The 17,707-nt window shown below is 63.6% G+C and carries 15 protein-coding genes; 12 read left to right on the forward strand and 3 right to left on the reverse strand.

Annotated elements, in window-relative coordinates; genetic code table 11:
• The first annotated feature begins 232 nt into the window (after window positions 1-232).
• From JHL16_RS09060 to JHL16_RS09070, 3 genes are all read left to right on the forward strand, one after another.
• Entirely contained in the window at window positions 233-952 is a 720-nt protein-coding gene (locus JHL16_RS09060) for a response regulator (RefSeq protein WP_200184514.1), read from the forward strand.
• A gap of 90 nt (window positions 953-1,042) precedes the next feature.
• Entirely contained in the window at window positions 1,043-2,317 is a 1,275-nt protein-coding gene (eno, locus tag JHL16_RS09065) for a phosphopyruvate hydratase (protein ID WP_200184515.1), read from the forward strand.
• A complete protein-coding gene (locus JHL16_RS09070) occupies window positions 2,292-3,035 on the forward strand; it encodes a hypothetical protein (protein WP_200184516.1) in 744 nt (247 codons plus the stop codon). The genes eno and JHL16_RS09070 overlap by 26 nt, the downstream gene beginning before the upstream one ends.
• On the opposite strand, the gene JHL16_RS09075 is transcribed toward JHL16_RS09070, so the two are convergent.
• The gene (locus tag JHL16_RS09075; protein ID WP_200184517.1) at window positions 3,019-4,335 is read right to left on the reverse strand and encodes an MFS transporter; all 1,317 of its coding nucleotides are present in this window, start codon (window positions 4,333-4,335) and stop codon (window positions 3,019-3,021) included. The two genes, JHL16_RS09070 and JHL16_RS09075, sit on opposite strands and share 17 nt — an antisense overlap.
• A 24-nt stretch (window positions 4,336-4,359) precedes the next feature.
• Window positions 4,360-5,973, reverse strand: coding sequence for a GMC family oxidoreductase (locus tag JHL16_RS09080; RefSeq protein ID WP_200184518.1), 1,614 nt, complete (start codon window positions 5,971-5,973; stop codon window positions 4,360-4,362).
• Between the two features lie 130 nt (window positions 5,974-6,103).
• Here JHL16_RS09080 and JHL16_RS09085 point away from each other — a divergent pair, with 130 nt between their 5' ends.
• On the forward strand, window positions 6,104-6,874 hold the full coding sequence (locus JHL16_RS09085; RefSeq protein ID WP_348647186.1) for an IclR family transcriptional regulator: 771 nt from the start codon (window positions 6,104-6,106) through the stop codon (window positions 6,872-6,874).
• Here the strand turns inward: JHL16_RS09085 and dapA are convergent.
• Window positions 6,871-7,767, reverse strand: a complete 897-nt coding sequence (dapA, locus tag JHL16_RS09090; protein ID WP_246770845.1) for a 4-hydroxy-tetrahydrodipicolinate synthase — start codon at window positions 7,765-7,767, stop codon at window positions 6,871-6,873. The two genes, JHL16_RS09085 and dapA, sit on opposite strands and share 4 nt — an antisense overlap.
• A gap of 270 nt (window positions 7,768-8,037) precedes the next feature.
• Here dapA and JHL16_RS09095 point away from each other — a divergent pair, with 270 nt between their 5' ends.
• The 8 genes from JHL16_RS09095 to JHL16_RS09130 all read left to right on the forward strand — a co-directional run bounded on the left by JHL16_RS09095 (window position 8,038) and on the right by JHL16_RS09130 (window position 17,644).
• Window positions 8,038-10,770, forward strand: a complete 2,733-nt coding sequence (locus JHL16_RS09095) for a winged helix-turn-helix domain-containing protein (RefSeq protein ID WP_200184521.1) — start codon at window positions 8,038-8,040, stop codon at window positions 10,768-10,770.
• An 87-nt stretch (window positions 10,771-10,857) separates the two neighbouring features.
• Window positions 10,858-11,958: a class II histone deacetylase gene (locus JHL16_RS09100; RefSeq protein ID WP_200184522.1), complete on the forward strand. Its 1,101-nt coding sequence runs from the start codon at window positions 10,858-10,860 to the stop codon at window positions 11,956-11,958.
• A gap of 25 nt (window positions 11,959-11,983) precedes the next feature.
• The gene (locus tag JHL16_RS09105) at window positions 11,984-13,330 is read left to right on the forward strand and encodes an ABC transporter substrate-binding protein (RefSeq protein WP_200184523.1); all 1,347 of its coding nucleotides are present in this window, start codon (window positions 11,984-11,986) and stop codon (window positions 13,328-13,330) included.
• Window positions 13,331-13,338: 8 nt separating this feature from the next.
• On the forward strand, window positions 13,339-14,142 hold the full coding sequence (locus tag JHL16_RS09110) for an ABC transporter ATP-binding protein (protein ID WP_210345967.1): 804 nt from the start codon (window positions 13,339-13,341) through the stop codon (window positions 14,140-14,142).
• Window positions 14,135-14,851, forward strand: coding sequence for an ABC transporter ATP-binding protein (locus JHL16_RS09115; protein WP_200184524.1), 717 nt, complete (start codon window positions 14,135-14,137; stop codon window positions 14,849-14,851). Before JHL16_RS09110 ends, JHL16_RS09115 begins: the two co-directional genes overlap by 8 nt.
• Window position 14,852: 1 nt before the next feature.
• Window positions 14,853-15,731, forward strand: coding sequence for a branched-chain amino acid ABC transporter permease (locus JHL16_RS09120; RefSeq protein WP_200184525.1), 879 nt, complete (start codon window positions 14,853-14,855; stop codon window positions 15,729-15,731).
• Entirely contained in the window at window positions 15,728-16,714 is a 987-nt protein-coding gene (locus JHL16_RS09125) for a branched-chain amino acid ABC transporter permease (protein ID WP_200184526.1), read from the forward strand. Before JHL16_RS09120 ends, JHL16_RS09125 begins: the two co-directional genes overlap by 4 nt.
• A gap of 756 nt (window positions 16,715-17,470) precedes the next feature.
• Entirely contained in the window at window positions 17,471-17,644 is a 174-nt protein-coding gene (locus JHL16_RS09130) for a CsbD family protein (protein WP_200184527.1), read from the forward strand.
• Window positions 17,645-17,707 lie beyond the last annotated feature (63 nt).

The raw sequence follows: 17,707 nt of genomic DNA on the forward strand, positions 1-17,707 counted from the left end.
GCGACGGGCCGGATGTTTCCATATGTTTCCGGGCGCCCGTCGGCAACATTCGGCAAAGATACTCCTGTGAATGCTAGTGGCTGGCCTGGGGATATTCTCGCCAGTCCTTCGGAAACTCGATATCCTGCCCGGCGACCGGAGTGGCAAGGAGGTGCGTAAGCGTGCGGTGCGCGCAGGGGGTGTCGAAACTGCGTCGTCCAGGCGTGGCGGCGCTGCGCATCGAGCGTTGCTGATGCGGACCTCGCCTCACATCCTCGTCGTCGATGACGACGCAGCGATCCGCCGTATGCTTGAAAGCTATCTCGCCACGCAGAGTTTCCGGGTCAGCCTGGCAGCGACCCGGCGCGAATGCGACGCCATCCTCGCCGACAACCGGATCGATCTCGTGGTGCTCGACATCATGTTGCCGGACGCCTCCGGTCTCGACATCTGCCGTGATATCCGCAAGCGCGTGCCCGTCATCCTGCTGACCGCATTGAACGAGGAAATCGACCGCATCATCGGGCTGGAAATCGGCGCCGATGATTATCTGAGCAAACCTTTCAATCCGCGCGAGCTGGTGGCCCGGATCCGGGCAGTCCTGCGGCGCAGCGCCAGCGGGCTCGCCGATGCGCCGGTCGCCACGGCCAATTATCACTTCGCCGGCCTCATTGCCGATCCGGTTTCGCGCATCCTCGCCGATTCCGACGGAACGGTAGTCAACCTGACGAGCTCCGAATTCGGATTGCTGCGCGTATTCCTCGACCGGCCGGGGCGCGTCCTTACCCGCGAGCAGCTGCTCGATCTGACTCACGGCCGTGATATCGGCGAGCGCGATCGCTCGATCGACGTGCTGGTGAGCCGGCTGCGCCGCAAGCTGGGCGCCGAACGCGGGGCACAGATCTTCAAGACCGTGCGCAATGGCGGCTATCAGCTTGCCGTCACCGTCGAATTGCGCCAACGGCAGCCCTGACCCGGGCCGGTGGTCAGGGGACAGGCCGGACTTGCAATCGTCATCCAAGGCCAGCATAGAGACCCTCCGACCAGCCAACCGGAGTTTCCCATGACCGCCATTCTCGACATCACCGCGCGCGAAATCCTCGACAGCCGCGGCAACCCGACCATCGAAGTGGACGTGGTGCTGGAAGATGGTTCCTCGGGCCGGGCAGCGGTGCCGTCAGGTGCGTCGACCGGCGCCCATGAGGCGGTGGAGCTCCGGGACGGCGACAAGGGGCGCTATCTCGGCAAGGGCGTGACCAAGGCGGTGGCGGCCGTCAATGGCGAGATTTTCGACACGCTGGCCGGCATGGATGCCGAGGACCAGCTCGCCCTCGACCGCGCCATGATCGACCTCGACGGCACCCCCAACAAAGCCCGGCTCGGCGCCAATGCGATCCTCGGCGTGTCGCTCGCCAACGCCAAGGCGGCGGCCGACGCTTCCGGGCTGCCGCTTTACCGTTATGTCGGCGGCACCGCCGCGCGGACCCTGCCGGTCCCGATGATGAACATCATCAATGGCGGCGCCCATGCCGACAATCCGATCGACTTCCAGGAATTCATGGTCATGCCGGTCGGCGCCGATAGCTTCCGCGAAGCCTTGCGCATGGGAGCGGAGATCTTCCACACGCTGAAGGGCGCCCTCAAGAAGGCCGGCCACAATACCAATGTCGGCGACGAAGGTGGCTTCGCCCCCAATCTGCCGTCCGCCGAGGCCGGCCTCGATTTCGTCATGAAGGCGGTCGAGCAGGCGGGCTACAAGCCGGGCAAGGACGTCTATCTGGCGCTCGATTGCGCCGCGACCGAGTTTTTCAAGAACGGCAAATATGATTACGAGGGCGAGGGCAAGGTGCGCCCGATCGACGAGCAGGTGAAATATCTGGCCAAGCTCGCCAAGGACTATCCGATCATCTCGATCGAGGACGGCATGGCCGAGGACGACTGGGACGGCTGGAAGGCCCTCACCGATCTCATCGGCAAGTCCTGCCAGCTCGTGGGCGACGACCTGTTCGTCACCAACACCAAGCGCCTCAAGCAGGGAATCACTCAGGGCGTCGCCAATTCGATCCTGGTCAAGGTCAACCAGATCGGCTCTTTGACCGAGACGCTGGAAGCCGTCGAAATGGCCCATAAGGCAGCCTATACGGCAGTGATGTCGCACCGGTCCGGCGAGACCGAGGATGCGACGATTGCCGATCTTGCTGTCGCCACAAATTGCGGCCAGATCAAAACCGGTTCGCTGGCGCGCTCCGACCGGCTGGCGAAATACAACCAGCTGCTGCGGATCGAGGAAGAATTAGGGGCACAGGCACACTATGCGGGACGCTCAATCCTTCGATAGGAAGGGCGGAGGGACGGCGAAGACCTCCAGGCTTTCGAACCTTAATCTCGGCATCAGCGCCTTCGCGGCGCTGGCCGGGGTGGTCTTTGCCGGCATCCAGGCCTTCGGCCCGACGTCGGGCCCGGCACCCATCAATGTCACGGTGGCGCTCGACCCGGCGAAACAGCAGGGCGAAGCCGGCATGGCGTCCGGCCTCGACGTCGCCAAGACGGGCGGCGTGATCGATGCCGTCAATTCCGGCGGCAAGAGCGACATCACCGCGGCAACGCTGCCGCAGCCGGCCATCCAGACGGCCGCCCTGGACCTGAGCCGCAACACCGCTACCGCGGCGCTGAAGGACGGCAGCGAAGCGCGCTACCGGTTTCACGATCTTTTCGACGGCAAGCCCGAGACCGAGCTCGTGATCCAGGCGCCCGACCAGGAGGTCAATGTGCTGCTCGACCTCGGCGGTGAGCGCCAGGTGACGGCCCTCGAATATGCACCTCCAATTCTCGCCGAAGGCACGGCCAAGGCCACCATCCTCGATGTGATGGTGTTGCCTGAAGGCCAGCTCGAGGCCTCGGGCCGACCGGTCATGAGCTATCCGCTCCAGACCTCGGCCGGCCGCCAGACCTTCTCGCTCCCGGCCCAGACGCGCGGCAAATATATGTGGCTGCGCATCGCCGGGCCGGAAGGAGCTCAGAAGGTCGCCGTAGGCGAGTTCAGGATCTTGCAGTAGCGGCTATCCGTGCCTCCGTGGCCTGGGCGCGACGCTGGATCGCGAGCGCGCTCACCATGCTGACGAGGGCCGCGAAGACGACATAGCCCACCAGGTACCAGGGCTGGTTGTCATTGGCCCTGATCAGATAGGTGGCGATGATCGGCGTCAGTCCAGACGCGAATATTCCCGAGAACTGATAGACGAAGGATATGCCGCTATAGCGCACGCGCGGATCGAACAGATCGGCGAAGAGGCCGGCCTCCGGCCCGTAGCACATCGCATAGATGATGCCGAAGGGCACGAGCAGCGCCAGGAAGATCATCACCACATCGCCGGTGCCGAGCAGCACGAAGGCCGGATAGGCCGAGAGTGCCAGCAGGAACGAGCCGATCGCATAGGTCTTCGGTCGGCCGATGCGGTCGGAGAGCCAGCCGAACAAGGGGATCGTCGCCACCATCAGGAGTGCCGAGGCCGACACCGCCCACAGCGCCGTCTCGCGCGGCATTTTTACGGGCGCCATCTGAGTCAGATAGGCGATCGAGAAGACCGCGAAGACATTGAAGAACACGCCGTCGATATAACGCGCGCCCATGCCGAGGAGGATGTTGCCCGGATATTGCTGCAGCATCTCGACAGCCGGCACCTTGGCTTCCGCCTTGCGGTCCTTGACGCGTTGGAATTCCGGCGTCTCGACGATGCGCAGGCGGATATAGAGGCCGACCAGCACGAGCACGATCGAGCCGATGAAGGCCGTGCGCCAGCCCCAGCTGAGGAAGTCCTCATCCGGCAGGCGCGAGAGCAGCGCCACGATGCCGGCCGAGAGACAAAGGCCGATAGCGAGGCCGATCTGCGGGATCGAAGCATAGAGGCCACGTTTTTCCTTCGGCGCATATTCATAGGCCATGAGCACAGCGCCGCCCCATTCGCCGCCGAGACCGAGACCTTGCGCCAGGCGTAGAATGACGAGGAAAATCGGCGCCCATATGCCGATCTGCTCATAAGTGGGCAGGCAGCCGATGAGCACGGTGGCGACGCCCATGATCATCAAGGTGGCGACGAGCACGCTCTTGCGGCCGATGCGGTCGCCGAAATGACCGAAGATGAGACCGCCCAGGGGCCTCGCCACAAAGCCGATGGCGAAGGTGGTGTAGGCGAGAAGGATGGAGACGAAAGGGTCGGTGGTGGGGAAGAAGAGCTTGTTGAAGACGATTCCCGCGACCGCTCCGTAGAGAAAGAAATCGTACCATTCGATTGTTGCGCCGATCAGGCTGGCCGTCACGACGCGTCTCACGTCGCTCCGGCTATAGGCATTTGTCATTTTATCCTCCCATTTTGATGGTTGTTATGCATCCTCCTGGATCAGGTCGGCGGCTTTCTCGCCGATCATGATCGCTGGCAGATTGGTATTGCCGGAGACGAGCTTCGGCATGATCGAGCAGTCGGCGACCCACAGCCGCTCGACGCCGCGCACTCTGAGGCGCGCATCGACGACAGCTTGCGGGTCGCTGTCGGGGCCCATCTTGCAAGTGCCGACGGGGTGGAAGATCGTCGCGCCATGCGCTCTGGCGAAACCGAGGAGATCGTCGTCGCTTTCGGCCGCGGGGCCGGGCAACTCCTCTTGCGCGACATAGCCGGCGAGCGGCTGGGTCCGGGCGAGCCGGCGGGCGAAGGTGATAGCCGCCACGGCGCAGCGCCGATCGGTGTGGCTGGAAAGATAATTGGCCTGGATCAACGGCGCGGCGAGGGGATCGCTTGAGGCAAGCGTGATCGTGCCGGTGCTCTCCGGGCGCAGCTGGCAGACCGACAGCGTGAAGCCCGGAAAGTCGTGCACCTTGCCGCCCGCCATGTCGGCCGAAAGTGTCGCGATGTGAAACTGGATGTCGGGCGTGCGGGACTCCGGCAGCACGCGGGTGAAGAGTCCCGCCTGGTTGATGCCGATGGCGAGCGGGCCTTGCGTGAAGAGCAGCCAGTCGAGCGCCATGCGGACGCGGCCCGCCAGCGAGCGCAGCTGATCATTGGTGGTGATCGGCCGGTTGGCGCGATAGATGAGGCGGAGCTGCAGGTGATCCTGCAGATTGCCGCCGACGCCCGGGCTGTCGGCACGGACGTCGATCCCGTGCGTGCGCAGATGGTCGGCTCGACCGATCCCCGACAGCATGAGAAGCTGTGGCGACTGCACCGCGCCGGCGGAAAGGACGACGCCACGGCGTGCGCGGATGGTTTTGCTGATGCCGTCATGGCGGTATTCGACCCCGCCGGCACGCCGGTCGGTGAAGAGAAGGCGGGTGGCTTGCGCCTCGGTGAGGATGGTGAGATTCGCGCGCCGCTTGGCCGGCTTGAGATAGGCCTTGGCGGCGCTCACCCGCCAGCCCCGGTTTGTGGTGAGCTGGTAATAGCCCACACCTTCCTGGCTCCGGCCGTTGAAATCCTCCGTATACGGAACACCCAGCGCATTGGCGGCGCCGATCACCGCCTCGATCAACTCATGCCGGCCGGTGATGCTGGTGACATGAAGGGGACCGGACGTCCCATGCAATTGCTGGTCGTTCTCCAGGCCATGATTGGTCTCGAGCTTGATGAAATAGGGGAGCAGGTCGTTAGAGCCCCAGCCCGGATTGCCGAGCGCCCGCCAGCCATCATAATCCTCGGCCTGGCCGCGAATGGCGATGAGCCCGTTGATCGAGGAGGAGCCGCCGAGCACGCGGCCGCGCGGCCAATAGAGGCGGCGGTTGTCCATATGGGGATCGGGCTCGGTGTAGAAGCGCCAATTGACCCTCGGATCCCACATGGTCTTGCCGTAACCGATGGGCAGATGGATCCAGAAGCTGCGGTCGGAGGGGCCCGCTTCCAGAAGCGCGACGCTGTGGCGGCCCGTCTCGGAGAGACGCGCGGCGATGGCGCTCCCCGCCGAGCCCGCGCCCACCACCACGAAGTCGACTTCCGTCGCAGCTTGCATGCGACTGATCCCCCCGGTTCCTTAGTGTTATGTTGGAGTGGTTTTACACAACGAGTCAACCTTAATTCGAGACATTTCATCTCATTCAGTGAAATGATATAAAATCCCAATGCCCAGTCTGGAGACACCAGTGACACAGGTCGAGGAACGTGAGGGGGGCTCGGCGACGTCCCGCGCTCTTGAATTGCTGGAGACGATCGCCCGTTCGGGCCGGGCTCTGGCGCTGCCGGAGATGGCGGCACTTCTGGACCTTCCCAAACCCACGGTGCACCGGCTCTGCCAGAAGCTCGAAGGCGAGGGCTATCTCACGCGCGAGCCGGGCGGGCGGCGCTACACGGTCGGCCGCCGCTTGCTGCGTCTGGGGCTCGACGTCATGCGGTCCGGCGCCACCTTCGACCGGCGCGCCATTCTGGAAAAGCTCGTCAATGAGATCGGCGAGACCTGCAACTTCACGGCTCTCGCCGGGCATGAAGTCCTTTATCTCGACCGTGTCGAGGCGCGCTGGCCGCTTCGCCTCCATCTCGAGCCCGGCTCACGCGTGCCGCTTCACTGCACCGCGAGCGGCAAGCTGTTCCTGTCGGCGCTGCCGCCTGAGCGGCGCGACAAGCTGCTCGATGCGCTCGATCTTTCGGCCTATACGCCCACGACGTTGACGAGCCGCGCGGCGCTCGAGCAGGAATTCGCCGCGATCCGCGCCCAGGGCTACAGCCTCGACCGCGAAGAATTCCTGCTGGGTCTCGTCGCCATCGCGGTGCCGGTCGTCGATACGCAAGGGACGACGCTCGCCGCCATCGCCTGCCACGCGCCAAGCGCGCGTTTCAGTCTCGAAAAGGCGATCGTCCATTTGCCCTTGCTGCAAGAGGCCGCCAAACGCATGGCGGCCACTTTGCCGGAGAGTTAAGCGGCGACGCGGGGCTTTAGCCTTTCGATATGCTGGTCGATGCGCTGCGCCAGCGCGTCCGATACGGGCAGCATCGGCAACCGGAGCTCGGGACTGTCAATGAGCCCGGTGCGCCACAGCCAATGCTTGATCGGCGCCGGATTGGGTTCCTGGAACAACAGGCGCGGCGTGTCGACGAGCGCCTGCCAGGCGGCGAGCGCGCCCCTCTGATCGCCATGGCGGATGAGCTTGCGGACATGCGCGAAGGCTTCCGTCTCGACATGGGCGGAAGCCAGAATGCCGCCTTCCGCGCCTTGCGTGAGCGCGGTGTAGAAGAGGGCGTCTTCTCCGGTCAGCACGGAGAACTCCTGTGGCTTCAGGCGCAGGAGATCGAAGGACTGGCCGGCATCGGCGCAGCAATCCTTGACTCCGACGATATTCGCAATCTGGGCCAGGCGCAGCATCGTCTCATTGCCGAGATTGACGCCGGTCCGGTAGGGAATGTTGTAGATGACGATCGGCCGCGCGGTGTTTTCGGCGAGCGCCGCGAAATGCTGGTAGAGGCCGGCTTGCGATGGCCGGACATAATAGGGGCAGGCGATCAGATAGCCGTCGACGGGCAGCATCTGCGTCCGATGCAGCGCCTTGATGACCTTGTTCGCGGCACCACCCGAGAGGCCGAGATAGACCGGCATCTGGCGCTTCGCCTCGGCGAGCGCCGCGCGCGCCGCCAGGACCAGACGGTCGATCTCTTCGTCGCTGAGGCTCAGGCCCTCGCCGGTGGTGGCGCCTAGAATGAGGCCGTCGACCGGCTGGGCGGCATAATGATGGACCAGTCGCTGGATCGACGCCTCATCGAGATCGCCGTCGCGGAAGGGAGTAATCAGCGGGATCCACAGTCCCTCGATTGTCATGTTTCGTCTCCTCATATGCCGGAGACGGGCAACAAAAAACCCCGTCCAAACCGGCGGGGTTAACTTCGATCTACTGGCGGCTGTCTAGATTACACGCAAGTGATCATCGTCCCCCGAATGGGAGATTTTTTCGATTTGAGCGCGATGGTGCGGCAAGCGGCCATGGACGGAGAATGACCGATGCGCGGTGCCCGGTCAAGGCTGACTTGCGTTTCCCGTCTTGAACGGCCTAGGAAGGATCGACTTGCCACGCTGGAGACTGAGCCTCGGATGTTCATCGAAACCAAGATGCATCCCCCGCATTTGCGCGGGGCCACGGTCGAGCGGCCGCGGCTTATCGCCATGCTGGAACAGGCGACGGAGGGCAAGCTCGCCATCGTCTCGTCGCCGGCGGGTTTCGGCAAATCGACGCTGCTCGCACAATGGGCGGCCAAGGCCGGAGAGGGCGGCGGCCGCGTCGCCTGGCTGTCGCTCGATGCGCAGGACAATGACCTCGCCCGCTTCCTCAAATACATCACCGGCACATTGAACCGCACCGATGCGGCGATCGCCGCCCATGCTCTGTCTCTCATCGAGTCGAGCCCGGTCACGCCGGTCGAATCCATCCTCGCCGGGCTCGTCAACGACCTGTCGCGGATGAGCGAGCCCGTCTATCTGGTGCTCGACGATGCGCATCTGATCGTCTCCTCCGAGATCGCCGTCTTCCTCAATGCGCTCGTCACCTATGCGCCGCCGGCTCTCCATATCGTGCTCGCCACGCGCGGCGAATTGCCGGCCGAGCTCGCCGCCATGCGGATGAAAGGGCAGGTGGTCAATCTCGGCGACAATGAATTGCGTTTCTCGCTCGATGAGACCGATCACTATCTGCGTCAGATCTGCGGGCTCGATCTGTCGACCGCCGGCATCGTGGCGCTGCATCACAAGACCGAAGGCTGGCCGGCCGGTCTCCAGCTCGTCTCGCTCACTTTGGCGCATGAGCCGTCCCGGGAAAGCTTCATCGCCGATTTCTCCGGCAGCCAGCGCGATGTCGCGGGCTTCCTCGCCCATGAGGTGCTGGCACGCCAGCCCGCTCAGGTGCAGGACTTCCTGCTGCGCACCGCGATCCTCGAGCGCTTCAATCTGGGCCTTGTTCAGGCGGTGTCGCCGGATCTCGATGCCGAGACGACGCTGGCGCTGATCGAGCGTTCCAATCTCTTCCTCATCGCGCTCGACTCGACCGGCCATTGGTTTCGTTATCATCATCTCTTCAGCGACTTTCTGCGCGGCAAGCTCGAAGCCTGGCCCGAAGCCCGCCGCGCCGATCTGCACCGCAAGGCCTCGGCCTGGCTGTCCGCCAATGGCTATGTGTCGGATGCGGTGGGCCACGCGCTCGCCGCCGGCGACAAGGACATGGCCGCCGATCTGGTCGAGAAATGCGCGACGCCCATCATCATGCTGGGCCATCTGCCGCTGGTGATGGAATGGCTGAACCGCCTGCCGCCCGAGCTCGTCGCGGCCCGGCCGCGCCTCCTGCTGACGCGGGTCTGGGCGCATTTCCAGACCGGCCGCTCGCGGGACGGCGTGCGCGTCCTCAAGCAGGCGAAGCAGTTGGTCGCCAGGCTCCGCCGCGACGGCGCTCTCGATGAGAAGACCGTCCGCGCGCTTCAGGCCGAATTGCGGACGCTCACCGCAGGCGTCGTCAGCGGCGCCGACTGGCCGCGCATGGCGACAAAGCTCGCCGACCGCTGGCTGGCCGATTATCCCGAAGGCGAGCCTTTCGCCCATGGCACTTTGAGCAATATCAGCGCATTCGCGCATTTCTCGCTGGGCGAGCTCGACGCGGCGCGCCTTGCCGCGCTCAAGGGGCGCGACTATCACACCATCGCTCATTCGATCTTCGGCATCATCTATGCCGATCTGATCTTGGGCCTTGTCGAATTGTCGGCCGGAAACCTGCGCCAGGCGCATGATCTGCTCGCCCGCGCCATGCAGCAGGCACGTCAGGGGCTCGGCGCCAATTCCTATTCGGAGGCCATGTCGGCGATCATCAAGGTCGAGCTCCTCTATGAGTGGGACGACCTCAACAGCGCCGAGCGCCTGCTGCATCAGCACCGCCGGGTGATCGAGGAATGCGGTCTCGTCGTGCATGAGATGGCCTGCAAGCTGCATCTGGCGCGGCTCGCCCAGGCCCATGGCCGCCATGACGAGGCGATCCGCCATCTGGAGCGCGCCGAGCAGCTCGGCATCGAGAAGCGCTACCGGCGGCTCACCGCCAGCGCCCTCAATGACCGCGTGCGTCTGCTCCTGTCACGGGGCGACGTCGCCGCCGCGCGCATGGCCTTGCAGTTGCGCGGCATCAGTCTCGCCGACAGCGAGAAGGCGAAGACGATCCATCCCCTCGATGAATATGCCCATATCGGTGTCGCCCGCGTGCTCATCGCCGAGGGCCAGCCCAAGCGCGCCATTGCGGTGCTCGAACGTATTGCCGAGCGTCAGCGTCGCGACGGGCGGCTGCGCGGCCTCATCCAGGTGCGCGCCTTGGTGGCGATCGCGGCGCATGCGGCAGGCGAGACCTTGCAGGCGCTCGCCGCCACCGTCGACCTGATCGCGCTGGCGCAGCCGCAGCGCGCCGTGCGCTCGCTCGTCGACGAGGGGCCGCCGCTCAAGGCGGCGCTCGATTTCGCGCGCGGGCGCATTCCCGCCTGGTCGCGTCCCTCGGAGACGGCGGATTTCGTCGAACGCATCGGGGCGGCGCTCAACCGCGCCGGGGCTGGGCGTGCGCAGGCGCCGGTGGTGGGGCTTCCGTCCAAGAAGCCCCTGAGCGGCAAGGAAATGGAAGTCGCATCTTTCCTCATGCGCGCTTACAGCAACCGGCAATTGGCGCAATCGCTCGCCATGGCGCCCGACACGGTCAAATGGCATCTGAAGAACATCTTCGGCAAGCTCGGCGTGTCCAACCGCACCGAGGCCGTCCTCAAGCTGAAGGAGATCGGTCTCGTCGAACCACCCGAAAGGGTGGGGTAAAAAGCACCACCCGTTACCCGAAAGTGTCGGGACTCCCATGGGTAAGGAGCGTCATCATCCTCTCATCTCATCGGGTGGGGAGTCGCGATGGCGACGGGTTTCGTCTTTCATGAACTTTATCTCTGGCACAATACCTGGAATTGGAACCAGGTTTTTCCGCCGGGCCTCCATGTCCAGCCGGGCACCCATGCCGAAAACCCCGAGACCAAGCGCCGATTGCGCAACCTCCTCGACGTCAGCGGTCTCCTCGACCGGCTGACGATCATCAAGCCGCGACCAGCGACTGTCGAAGAGGTCGTCCGTGTCCACACGCCGGCGCATGTCGACCATATTCGCGAGATCAGTGCGCGCGGCTATGGCGATGCGAGCCAGCTGACGCCGTTGGGCTCCGGCAGCTACGAAATAGCGCTCCTCGCCGCAGGTGGCGCCATCGCGGCCGTCGACGCGGTCGTCGCGGGCAAGGTTGCCAATGCCTATGCGCTGATCCGCCCGCCCGGCCATCACGCGACCAAGGATGTCGGCATGGGCTTCTGCCTGTTCGCCAATGCGGCGGTCGCGGTGCGCCATGCCCAGAAGGTGCTGGGCCTCGGCCGCATCGCCACCGTCGACTGGGACGTCCATCACGGTAACGGCACGCAGGCGATCTTTTATGACGATCCGAGCGTGCTCACCATTTCGCTGCATCAGGACAATCTCTTTCCCGCCGCTTCGGGCGGCATCGCCGAGAATGGCGAGGGCAAGGGCGAGGGCTTCAACGTCAACGTGCCGCTGCCGCCGGGCTCGGGGCCGGGCGCCTATGTCGCCGCGTTCGAGCGCGTGGTGCTGCCGGCGCTCAAGCGCTTCAAGCCGGATCTGATCGTGGTGCCGTCGGGCTTCGATGCGGGCGGCGTCGATCCTCTTGGCCGTATGATGATGACCGCTTCGGGTTATCGCGACTTGACGCGTATGCTGATGGCGGCGGCGAAGGAACTTTGCGGCGGCCGCATCGTGATGACGCATGAGGGCGGTTATTCCGAGATGTATGCACCTTATTGCGGCCTCGCGGTCATCGAGGAGCTTTCGGGCCACAAGACCGAAATCGAAGATCCGTGGGGGCCGCTGATGGCGCAATGGGGCGGCATGGATGCCCAGCCTCATCAGCTGGCTGTGATCGAAGAAGCCTCCCGCCTTGTCCAGAGAATAAGCTAAGATAGAAGCCAAAAGGGGAAACACCATGAAACGCGACAAACTCTCCAAGCCGAATGTCATCGCCGGTTCCCGGCGCAATTTCCTGATCAAGGGCAGTGCGGCGACCGCCGCCACCCTGACCGGCCTGCCGGCCATGCTCTTCGCCATGAACAAGGAAGCGCGCGCCGAAGGCGAGGCGATCCCGGTCGGGCAGTGCGGCCCGACCACCGATTTCGCCGCGCCGGACGGCATCGAATTCAAGAACGGCCTGACGCTTGCTTGCGAGGAGATCAACGCGCTGGGCGGCATTCTCGGCCGCCCGCTCGAGCCTTCCTTCGAGGACACGGCGCAGATGGGCGACGCCACCAATGTCCAGGCCGCGCAGCGCCTCGTCGACCGTTATGGCGTCCATGCCATTCTCAACGGCTACAATATCGGCTCGGGCGCGGCGATCCAGGAAGTCGCCGCCGATGCCGGCATCATCTATGTCCACTACGACACCACCATCGGCCACACCAATCTGGTGAAGTCGGATCCCAATCGTTACTGGGGCTCCTTCATGGGTGATCCGCCGGAGACCTTCTACGGCACCGGCTTCCTCAAGTTCCTGCAGAACCTCGAAACCAATGGCGAATGGAAGCGCCACAACAACAAGATGGCGGTCATCCTCTCGGCCGGCGTCTACGCTTCCAACATCGCCAATGCGGTGAAGGAGCAGGCCGCCCAGTTCGGCTGGGAGATCAATCTCTTCGAGACGGTGAGCGTGCCCGCTTCGGAATGGGGCCCGACGCTCGCCAAGATCCGCCAGGACCCGCCGGCGGTGATCTGCATCACCCACTTCCTGCCCGCCGACTTGGCGCAGTTCTGCCTGCAGTTCGGGCCCAATCCGACGCCGAGCCTCGTCTATATGCAATATGGCCCCTCGCTGCCGGCCTTCCGCGACATCGCCAAGGAGAACGCCAACGGCATCCTCTATGCGACGCTGGTCGGGGCGCTTCAGGACGAGATCGGTACCGCCTTCGAGAAGCGCTACAAGGCAAAGTTCGGCGAGAATGCCGGGCATAATTCCGGCGCCCAGCCTTATGACGGCGCCTATGTCTGGGCGACCGCGGCGGGACTCGCCGGCGGCAGCGGCGAACCCGGTAACGCCGACCAGAACAAGAAAGTCGCGGCGCGCATGAGCTCGCTCATCTGGCGCGGCGTCGTCGGCACCACGCGTTTCGTGCCGTTGGAGAACGCAGCCTATTCCTATCCGACCCAGGTCAACGACTCCTCGCTCGGCATGCCGCACCAGTTCCTGCAGATCCAGGATTTTACCAAGGGACCGGCGCTGATCGCGCCGGCGCCTTATGGCACGGCCAAATTCACGCTGCCGCCCTGGATCAAGGCCTGACTAAGATAATGGCCGCCGCAGTGCCGCTCCTGTCCTGCCGCAATGTCGGCAAGTCCTTCGGCGCGCTGACGGCGGTCAACAATCTTTCCTTCGATGTCGGGGCCGGTGAAATCCTCGGCATCGGCGGACCGAACGGGGCCGGAAAGACCACGCTCTTCGAGGTGATCTCCGGCCTCAATCCGGCGACGGCGGGCGAGATCCGGCTTGCCGGCGAGGACATCACGCGTCTGGCGCCGGAAGCCATCTGCCATGCCGGCATTGCCCGCACCTTTCAGCTCAATGCCGGCTTCGACAGCCTGACGGCGCGCGAGAATGTGCAGGTCGGCGCCTATTTTGGCCGCGAGAACCGCGCAATGCCGACTTTCCGCATCGGCGCGGCGACGAAGAAGCTGGCGGATGAAGCCTTGGCGCTGGTCGGGCTCGAAGCGAGCGCCGACAGGATCACCGGCAAACTGCCGGTGCTCGAGCGCAAGCTTCTGATGATGGCTTCCGCCATGGCGACGCGGCCGAAGCTGCTCCTGATGGACGAGCCGGTCGGCGGCCTCACCGCCAAGGAGATCGACCGGGTGATGCAGGCGGTGCGCACAATCAAGGCGGCCGGCGTCACCATCATCCTCATCGAGCATGTCATGCGTTTCCTGGTGCAATTGTCCGACCGGGTGATGATCATGCACCATGGCGAGAAGCTGTTCGAAGGGGCGCCGGGCAATCTCGTCAATGACCGCGCCGTGGTCGAGGTCTATCTGGGCAAGGGCGCATCGGAGCGCCTGAAGAGCTTCATGCAAGCGGCTGGAGCCGTGTCCCATGGCTGAGCCGATCCTCCAGCTGAAAGGGGTCAAATCCGGTTATGCCGGCCGCCTCGTGCTGCAAGGCGCTGATTTCGTTGCCGGCAAAGGCGAGCTGACCGCGGTGATCGGTCCCAACGGCCATGGCAAATCGACCTTGCTCAAGACCATCTCCGGCATCGTGCGGGTGAGTGAGGGCGAGATCAGCCTGAAGGGCAAGCGTCTCGACACGTTGCGTCCCGACCAGGTCGTGGCCGAGGGCGTCATCCATGTGCCACAAGGCGATCTGCTGTTCCCTGGCATGACTATCTATGAAAACCTGATGATGGGCGCCTATCTGACGCGCGAAGCCGGATCCGTCGCCGAGCGGCTGGAACGTGTCTTCACGCTGCTGCCCAAGCTCAAGGACCGCCGCAACCAGGTCGCCGGCACATTGTCGGGCGGCGAGCGGCGCATGTGCGGCATCGGCCGCGGCCTGATGGCGGGCGGCGAGCTCCTGATGCTGGACGAGCCGTCGCTCGGGCTTGCGCCGATCGTCATCGACCAGATCTATGAGGTGATCTTCGACCTGCGTCATGCCGGCCTGAGCATCCTCCTCGTCGAGGAGAATGCCGAGCGCATCATGGACCAGGCCGACAGCATCCATCTTCTCGACAATGGCCGCTTCGCCTGGACGGGCAAGGGCGCCGAACTGATGGCGCGCCCCGAAATCGTCGAAGCCTATCTCGGAGCCTGACATGGATGTGGTGATCCAGATCATTGCTTCCGGCCTGACGCTCGGCGCCATGTATGCGGTGGCGACCGTCGGCCTGTCGCTCGTTTATGGCTCGCTCAACATGCTCAATATGGCGCATGGCGCGTTGCTGACGCTGGGCGGCTATATGTGCTACGCGGCGATCACCCATCTGGGTTTCCATCCGGTCCTCGGGCTGGCGGCGGCCGCACTCGTCTGCGCTTTGGCCGGGCTCGCGATCTATGTCTTCGCCACCTTGCCGCTGCTCCGGGCCGAGAATTTCGAGACCAATATCTTCATCGCCACCATCGGTATCGGCGCCGTCATCGAGAGCCTGATGCTGAAGAGCTTCGGGCCTTATCCGATTCCGCAACCGCTCGCGGTCTCGGGCTCGGTGGTGATCGGCAACGTCCACATCCCGCTGCAGAACATCATGATCCTCCTGACCGCGCTGGTGGCCATGACGGCTGTCGCCCTTCTGCTCCAGAAGACCAGGGCAGGGCGTGCCATCCGCGCCACCTCGATGAGCCGTGACGCCGCCCAGCTGATGGGGGTGCGCGTCGGCCAGATCTATGCGCAGGTCCTGGCGCTCTCGGGCGGCCTCGCGGCCATATCGGGCGTCATGATCAGCTCGATCGCCACGCTGACGCCGGTGATGGGCGGCGATCCGATGCTCAAGGCCTTCATCATCTGCATCGTCGCCGGCCTCGGCAATGTCTATGGCGCGGTGCTGGCGGCGATCGTGCTGGGGCTCCTCGAAGCGGCGACGCAATATGTCCTGGGCGTGCGCTGGAGCTTCGCCACCCTGCTTCTTCTCGTCATCCTGGTATTGATCTGGCGGCCTTATGGCCTGTTCGGGCGCCAGCAAGTGGTGCGCCTATGACGCCGATCCGTCGCGATATCCTCATCGGCCTCATTTGTATCGCCGTGGCACTCATCGTGCCCTTCGTTTTCGGCGGGCGTTATGTGGTGACCCAGGCGACGGTCTTCTTCGTCTGGGCGATCGTCGTCGTTCAATGGAATCTCGTACTGGGCGTCGGCGGCATCTTCTCGCTGGCCCAGATGGCGCTGTTCGCCATTGGTGGTTACGCCACCGCGATGCTCGGCTTCTATCTGAAGGTGCCGATGCTCGTCGCTATTCCTCTGGGCGGCCTGATCGCCGTCGTCGCCGGTATGATCATCGGGCTCGCCTGTCTTAGATTGCGCGGTCCCTATGTGGCGCTGCTGACGCTCGCCATCGCGCAGGTGATGTATGTGCTGATCGTCAATGACACGGGCTGCTTCACCAATGTCTCGGGCTGCATGCCGCTTTTCGGCGGCGTGCGCGGTATCGGCCAGTTCGGCGATCTGGGTTTTCGCTCGCTCTTCCCATCGAAATGGTACATCGCGCATTATTATGTGGCGCTGGGATTGCTGGCACTTGCCTTCGTCTTTTCGGTCGCCGTAATCCGCGGTCCTCTGGGTCTCGCCTTCAAGGCGCTGCGCGACAGCCCGGGCTATGCGCTGTCGCGCGGCATCAGCCGGTTCAAATACCAGCTATGGATCTTCGCCGTCTCGGCCTTCTTCACGGGCATAGCCGGCGGTTTCTATGCCGTGCATTTCCGGGTGATCGGGCCGACGGTCTTCTCCTTCTCGCTGCTGCTCTTCCTCATCGCCATGATCGTCGTCGGCGGCATGGGCTCGATCTGGGGGCCGCTGCTCGGCGCGGCTCTCCTGATGCTCGCGGATGAGGGCATGAAGGAGTTTTCCGACTACCGGAATATCGGCCTGGGGCTTCTGATCACGCTCTTCGTCATTGCCTGGCCGCGCGGACTTGCCGGCTGGTTCGACCGGTTACGGGCCTTGCGGACCAGCAACCCAGACTGACGCGGCAACGACAAGTCTTCAAGAAAACAAATGATTAGGCAAATTCCGGATATGCGCGCATAGATTATCCATCATCGGCGTCGATAATCCGGCAAGTCGATGACAGAGAGATAGCAGCTCCCGCCTCGTGGCATTGGAGGCTGTTTTGGTAAGCAATATCAAATTTTCCGACTTCCATTTATTACTCGCAGATCTGGTCAAGAAGCTGTTGCTCTTGGAGAATGAACCTATTCTTCTTAAGTGCGTTGCCTCTCCGCCGGCATGGCGCTATCGCCAAAGGGACGTAGGAGTAGAATTTGCTACGAGGCCGGGTCTTCGTTGTTATCAATATTGAGAGGACTGAGCGATGGCCAAAGGTCAGATGAGACGTAATCGCGAAGCCAAGAAACCCAAGAAGCAAAAGCCGGATCCGATACCGGCATCTTCGCAATTCTCCACCCCGCCGACAAAGACGGGTTTGATCCAGTATACAAAACGGCAGAAATAGCTGGTGCGCCGGGATTTTGATTGTAAATCGACCCGGTAATACCCATTTAGTTAGTTATTGCGTTTTTGCAACAATATTCGGAAAAGCCCTGCCTCGCGGTGGGGCGTTCGAGGACACGAGTCTCCATGGCTCGTATCTTTGTGAGCAATATTGGGCAGAACCGCTCTCATCTCTGGCGGTAGACTTTATCAACGGCGCGTTGAGCGGCGGAAACACTTGGGCATCGCTCCGGTGTCGAGTTTCTTTGCGGCATTTTCGGAGAAGCCAAAATGAACAAAGATCAGATTGCCGGATCGGCGAAAATCGCCAAGGGCACCGTCAAGGAGCTGAGCGGCAAGGCGAGTGGCGATGCCAAGCTGAAATCGACAGGAAAGGTCGACAGGTTTTGGGGACGCATCCAGAAGGCTATCGGCGGCCTCAGGAGCACGCTCGTCGGCAAATAACGAATGACGAGGCGTGTGACTCTGTTGGAACGACACGAGCTCGCTCCTGATCTGAAATCATAT

Source organism: Taklimakanibacter albus (assembly GCF_016595235.1).
Lineage (GTDB): Bacteria > Pseudomonadota > Alphaproteobacteria > Rhizobiales > Aestuariivirgaceae > Taklimakanibacter > Taklimakanibacter albus.

Excerpts from the sequence above, each read along its gene's own strand:
- JHL16_RS09060 (WP_200184514.1), top strand. The coding sequence starts at position 233 with ATGCGGACCTCGCCTCACATCCTCGTCGTCGATGACGACGCAGCGATC.
- eno (WP_200184515.1), top strand. The coding sequence starts at position 1,043 with ATGACCGCCATTCTCGACATCACCGCGCGCGAAATCCTCGACAGCCGC.
- JHL16_RS09070 (WP_200184516.1), top strand. The coding sequence starts at position 2,292 with ATGCGGGACGCTCAATCCTTCGATAGGAAGGGCGGAGGGACGGCGAAG.
- JHL16_RS09075 (WP_200184517.1), bottom strand. The coding sequence starts at position 4,335 with ATGACAAATGCCTATAGCCGGAGCGACGTGAGACGCGTCGTGACGGCC.
- JHL16_RS09080 (WP_200184518.1), bottom strand. The coding sequence starts at position 5,973 with ATGCAAGCTGCGACGGAAGTCGACTTCGTGGTGGTGGGCGCGGGCTCG.
- dapA (WP_246770845.1), bottom strand. The coding sequence starts at position 7,767 with ATGACAATCGAGGGACTGTGGATCCCGCTGATTACTCCCTTCCGCGAC.
- JHL16_RS09095 (WP_200184521.1), top strand. The coding sequence starts at position 8,038 with ATGTTCATCGAAACCAAGATGCATCCCCCGCATTTGCGCGGGGCCACG.
- JHL16_RS09100 (WP_200184522.1), top strand. The coding sequence starts at position 10,858 with ATGGCGACGGGTTTCGTCTTTCATGAACTTTATCTCTGGCACAATACC.
- JHL16_RS09105 (WP_200184523.1), top strand. The coding sequence starts at position 11,984 with ATGAAACGCGACAAACTCTCCAAGCCGAATGTCATCGCCGGTTCCCGG.
- JHL16_RS09110 (WP_210345967.1), top strand. The coding sequence starts at position 13,339 with ATGGCCGCCGCAGTGCCGCTCCTGTCCTGCCGCAATGTCGGCAAGTCC.
- JHL16_RS09115 (WP_200184524.1), top strand. The coding sequence starts at position 14,135 with ATGGCTGAGCCGATCCTCCAGCTGAAAGGGGTCAAATCCGGTTATGCC.
- JHL16_RS09120 (WP_200184525.1), top strand. The coding sequence starts at position 14,853 with ATGGATGTGGTGATCCAGATCATTGCTTCCGGCCTGACGCTCGGCGCC.
- JHL16_RS09125 (WP_200184526.1), top strand. The coding sequence starts at position 15,728 with ATGACGCCGATCCGTCGCGATATCCTCATCGGCCTCATTTGTATCGCC.
- JHL16_RS09130 (WP_200184527.1), top strand. The coding sequence starts at position 17,471 with ATGAACAAAGATCAGATTGCCGGATCGGCGAAAATCGCCAAGGGCACC.